This is a genomic window from Agromyces sp. NPDC058136 (assembly GCF_042884375.1).
Lineage (GTDB): Bacteria > Actinomycetota > Actinomycetes > Actinomycetales > Microbacteriaceae > Agromyces.
In genome coordinates, this window is the sequence record NZ_JBHVUA010000009.1 from 1 (window position 1) to 5571 (window position 5571).

A 5571-nucleotide genomic window follows, 5' to 3' on the forward strand; every position below is an offset into this window, starting at 1 on the left:
TGTCCGGCGGTGTCCTACTCTCCCACAGGGTCCCCCCTGCAGTACCATCGGCGCTGCGAGTCTTAGCTTCCGGGTTCGGAATGTGTCCGGGCGTTTCCCTCGCGCTATGGCCGCCGAAACTCTAGGACCAACGTGTCCACACAGGGTGTGGGGTTGGTGGTTTCGGGTGACCCCGCACCGTGGTGGGGGTCGTGTTGAATTACGTGTTTGTTCCGTCTGAAGGGAACCACAGAGTGGACGCGAGAATCATCTTGGGCCACGCACACGGCCTTTACTTGAATGAGTTCAAATCGTGTGAGTGTAGTGATAATCAAGTTATCGGCTTATTAGTACCGGTCAGCTCCGACAGTCTTTAGTCCTGTCTTCCACATCCGGCCTATCAACCCAGTCGTCTGGCTGGGAGCCTCTCCCCCGAAGGGATGGAAATCTCATCTTGAGGCCGGCTTCCCGCTTAGATGCTTTCAGCGGTTATCCATTCCGAACGTAGCTAACCAGCGGTGCTCCTGGCGGAACAACTGGCACACCAGAGGTTCGTCCAACCCGGTCCTCTCGTACTAGGGTCAGATCCTCTCAAATTTCCTGCGCGCGCAGAGGATAGGGACCGAACTGTCTCACGACGTTCTAAACCCAGCTCGCGTACCGCTTTAATGGGCGAACAGCCCAACCCTTGGGACCTACTCCAGCCCCAGGATGCGACGAGCCGACATCGAGGTGCCAAACCATGCCGTCGATATGGACTCTTGGGCAAGATCAGCCTGTTATCCCCGAGGTACCTTTTATCCGTTGAGCGACAGCGCTTCCACAAGCCACTGCCGGATCACTAGTCCCGACTTTCGTCCCTGCTCGACCTGTCAGTCTCACAGTCAAGCTCCCTTGTGCACTTACACTCGCCACCTGATTGCCAACCAGGTTGAGGGAACCTTTGGGCGCCTCCGTTACTTTTTGGGAGGCAACCGCCCCAGTTAAACTACCCACCAGGCACTGTCCCTGAACCGGATCACGGTTCGAAGTTAGATATCCAGAGTGACCAGAGTGGTATTTCAACAATGACTCCACCGACACTAGCGTGCCAGCTTCACAGTCTCCCACCTATCCTACACAAGCCACACCGAACACCAATACCAAGCTGTAGTAAAGGTCACGGGGTCTTTCCGTCCTTCTGCGCGTAACGAGCATCTTTACTCGTAGTGCAATTTCGCCGAGTTCGCGGTTGAGACAGCTGGGAAGTCGTTACGCCATTCGTGCAGGTCGGAACTTACCCGACAAGGAATTTCGCTACCTTAGGATGGTTATAGTTACCACCGCCGTTTACTGGGGCTTAAATTCTCAGCTTCGCCTTGCGGCTAACCGGTCCTCTTAACCTTCCAGCACCGGGCAGGCGTCAGTCCGTATACATCGTCTTGCGACTTGGCACGGACCTGTGTTTTTAGTAAACAGTCGCTTCCCACTGGTCTCTGCGGCCTTCAAACGCTTTCGGAGCAAGTCCTAATACGCCTCAGGCCCCCCTTCTCCCGAAGTTACGGGGGCATTTTGCCGAGTTCCTTAACCACGATTCTCTCGATCTCCTTAGTATTCTCTACCTGACCACCTGAGTCGGTTTGGGGTACGGGCGGCTGGAACCTCGCGTCGATGCTTTTCTCGGCAGCATAGGATCACCCACTTTTCATCCGCATCGCGTCTCAGCCTTGATGAGCGACGGATTTGCCTATCGCTCGGCCTACACGCTTGCCCCGGGTCAACCATCGCCCGGGCTGGGCTACCTTCCTGCGTCACACCTGTTAATACGCTCACTCCACCAGATGGGGTCGCATGCCGCCTCACGATCGTCCCCGAAGGGATCCACGCGTCTTGGGATGCTTAGCACTCCTGATTTCATGTGGGCGGTTCTTCGCCGGTACGGGAATATCAACCCGTTGTCCATCGACTACGCCTGTCGGCCTCGCCTTAGGTCCCGACTTACCCAGGGCAGATTAGCTTGACCCTGGAACCCTTGGTCTTCCGGAGGACGGGTTTCTCACCCGTCTTTCGCTACTCATGCCTGCATTCTCACTCGTGTGCCGTCCACGGCTGGTTTCCACCGCCGCTTCACCCGGCACACGACGCTCTCCTACCCATCAACACGGCTGGACCACGAAGGCCTACCACAAATGTCAATGCCACAACTTCGGTGGCGTGCTTGAGCCCCGTTACATTGTCGGCGCGGAATCACTTGACCAGTGAGCTATTACGCACTCTTTCAAGGGTGGCTGCTTCTAAGCCAACCTCCTGGTTGTCTGTGCAACTCCACATCCTTTCCCACTTAGCACGCGCTTAGGGACCTTAGTTGGTGGTCTGGGTTGTTTCCCTCTCGACGATGAAGCTTATCCCCCACCGTCTCACTGCTGCGCTCTCACTTACCGGCATTCGGAGTTTGGCTGACGTCAGTAACCTGTTGAGGCCCATCGGCCATCCAGTAGCTCTACCTCCGGCAAGAAACACGCAACGCTGCACCTAAATGCATTTCGGAGAGAACCAGCTATCACGAAGTTTGATTGGCCTTTCACCCCTATCCACAGCTCATCCCCTCCATTTTCAACTGAAGTGGGTTCGGTCCTCCACGACGTCTTACCGTCGCTTCAACCTGGCCATGGATAGATCACTTCGCTTCGGGTCTAGGACCTGCGACTGAATCGCCCTATTCAGACTCGCTTTCGCTACGGCTACCCCACACGGGTTAACCTCGCCACAGATCACTAACTCGCAGGCTCATTCTTCAAAAGGCACGCTGTCACCCCAACAAGGAGGCTCCAACGGTTTGTAAGCAAACGGTTTCAGGTACTATTTCACTCCCCTCCCGGGGTACTTTTCACCTTTCCCTCACGGTACTTGTCCGCTATCGGTCATCTGGGAGTATTTAGGCTTATCAGGTGGTCCTGACAGATTCACGCGGGATTTCTCGGGCCCCGCGCTACTTGGGATACCTCTCCGGCCGGCCAGGCATTTCGACTACGGGACTCACACCCACTCCGGTCCGCCTTTCAATGCGGTTCGTCTATACCTGACGCGTCACCGTGACTGCACGGCAGTACAGTCCGAAAGGTCCCACAACCCCGATCATGCAACCCCTGCCGGGTATCACACATGACCGGTTTAGCCTCTTCCGCGTTCGCTCGCCACTACTTACGGAATCACGGTTGTTTTCTCTTCCTGTGGGTACTGAGATGTTTCACTTCCCCACGTTCCCTCTACCCGCCCTATATATTCAGGCGGGAGTCACCAGGTCACCCAAAGGGCCTGGCGGGGTTTCCCCATTCGGAAATCCTCGGATCACAGCTCGTTTATCAGCTCCCCGAGGCTTATCGCAGATTACGACGTCCTTCTTCGGCTCCAGATGCCAAGGCATCCACCGTTTGCTCTTAGAAACTTGAAATCACATGAGTTTGAATCGATCGCGCACCCGAAGGTGCGAGATTGACCAATGATTAGTCAGACACAGCCCCGAAGGACCATGTCATCGAAATCTTTGTGAAACAGCCCGAAGGCTGCTTCTAAGATGCTCGCGTCCACTATGTAGTTCTCAACAGACGGCCAGAACCCCCAACCCGCCGAATCAAAAACCATCGGCATCGTGAAGGCCTGAAGAAACCATCACCCCCAAACCCGAAAGCCTGGAGTTGTCCGGTCCCTCAGGACCCAACAGCGTGCAACGTACCCGACCGGCCGGCCCCCACCGTTCCAACCCCACAAGTGAGGCGTACTAGGTCTGAACCATTCAGACGAGCACCTATGTTCAATGTTCCACCCATGAGCAGCCAGCAGACACGTTCGGTCTGATCTGGCCTGCACTGCGAAAACCCGAAGGCTTCCGAGTTGCTCCTTAGAAAGGAGGTGATCCAGCCGCACCTTCCGGTACGGCTACCTTGTTACGACTTAGTCCTAATCACCGATCCCACCTTCGACGGCTCCCTCCACAAGGGTTAGGCCACCGGCTTCGGGTGTTACCGACTTTCATGACTTGACGGGCGGTGTGTACAAGGCCCGGGAACGTATTCACCGCAGCGTTGCTGATCTGCGATTACTAGCGACTCCGACTTCATGAGGTCGAGTTGCAGACCTCAATCCGAACTGAGACCGGCTTTTTGGGATTCGCTCCGCCTTACGACATCGCAGCCCTTTGTACCGGCCATTGTAGCATGCGTGAAGCCCAAGACATAAGGGGCATGATGATTTGACGTCATCCCCACCTTCCTCCGAGTTGACCCCGGCAGTCTCACATGAGTTCCCACCATTACGTGCTGGCAACATGCGACGAGGGTTGCGCTCGTTGCGGGACTTAACCCAACATCTCACGACACGAGCTGACGACAACCATGCACCACCTGTTCACGAGTGTCCAAAGAGTTGACCATTTCTGGCCCGTTCTCGTGTATGTCAAGCCTTGGTAAGGTTCTTCGCGTTGCATCGAATTAATCCGCATGCTCCGCCGCTTGTGCGGGCCCCCGTCAATTCCTTTGAGTTTTAGCCTTGCGGCCGTACTCCCCAGGCGGGGCGCTTAATGCGTTAGCTACGACACGGAAACCGTGGAAAGGTCCCCACATCTAGCGCCCAACGTTTACGGCGTGGACTACCAGGGTATCTAATCCTGTTCGCTCCCCACGCTTTCGCTCCTCAGCGTCAGTTACGGCCCAGAGAACTGCCTTCGCCATCGGTGTTCCTCCTGATATCTGCGCATTCCACCGCTACACCAGGAATTCCATTCTCCCCTACCGCACTCAAGTCTGCCCGTACCCACTGCAGGCTAGAGGTTGAGCCTCTAGTTTTCACAGCAGACGCGACAAACCGCCTACGAGCTCTTTACGCCCAATAATTCCGGACAACGCTCGGACCCTACGTATTACCGCGGCTGCTGGCACGTAGTTAGCCGGTCCTTTTTCTGCAGGTACCGTCAAGCCGAAGCCCTTCTTCCCTACTAAAAGCGGTTTACAACCCGAAGGCCGTCATCCCGCACGCGGCGTTGCTGCATCAGGCTTGCGCCCATTGTGCAATATTCCCCACTGCTGCCTCCCGTAGGAGTCTGGGCCGTGTCTCAGTCCCAGTGTGGCCGGTCACCCTCTCAGGCCGGCTACCCGTCGACGCCTTGGTGAGCCATTACCTCACCAACAAGCTGATAGGCCGCGAGTCCATCCCAAACCGAAAAACTTTCCACCCCAGATCATGCGATCCAAGGTCCTATCCGGTATTAGACGTCGTTTCCAACGCTTATCCCAGAGTTCAGGGCAGGTTACTCACGTGTTACTCACCCGTTCGCCACTAATCCACCAGAGCAAGCTCCAGCTTCATCGTTCGACTTGCATGTGTTAAGCACGCCGCCAGCGTTCGTCCTGAGCCAGGATCAAACTCTCCAAAAAAAATGGTTCCCAACACCGAAGTGCCAGGGAGTTCAATCTCTGACAGAGAAACAACTGACTTGTATAAATCAAATTGTCCATCAATCAAAGGAATCCCACCGGACCAAAAGGACCAGTTGGGGTTCAATAAATTGGCATTGAACATAGTGCACGCTGTTGAGTTCTCAAGGAACGGACGCACCCG

The 5571-nt window shown here is 55.6% G+C and carries 3 rRNA genes; all 3 read right to left on the bottom strand.

The annotated features are described in order from the left end of the window. Position 1: 1 nt before the first annotated feature. A 5S ribosomal RNA gene (gene rrf, locus ACFVTX_RS18280) occupies positions 2-118 on the bottom strand. A 188-nt stretch (positions 119-306) separates the two neighbouring features. Beyond that, positions 307-3409 (bottom strand): 23S ribosomal RNA (locus ACFVTX_RS18285). Between the two features lie 451 nt (positions 3410-3860). Next, positions 3861-5387 (bottom strand): 16S ribosomal RNA (locus ACFVTX_RS18290). The 16S, 23S and 5S rRNA genes sit together here, the layout of an rRNA operon. Between the last annotated feature and the right edge of the window lie 184 nt (positions 5388-5571).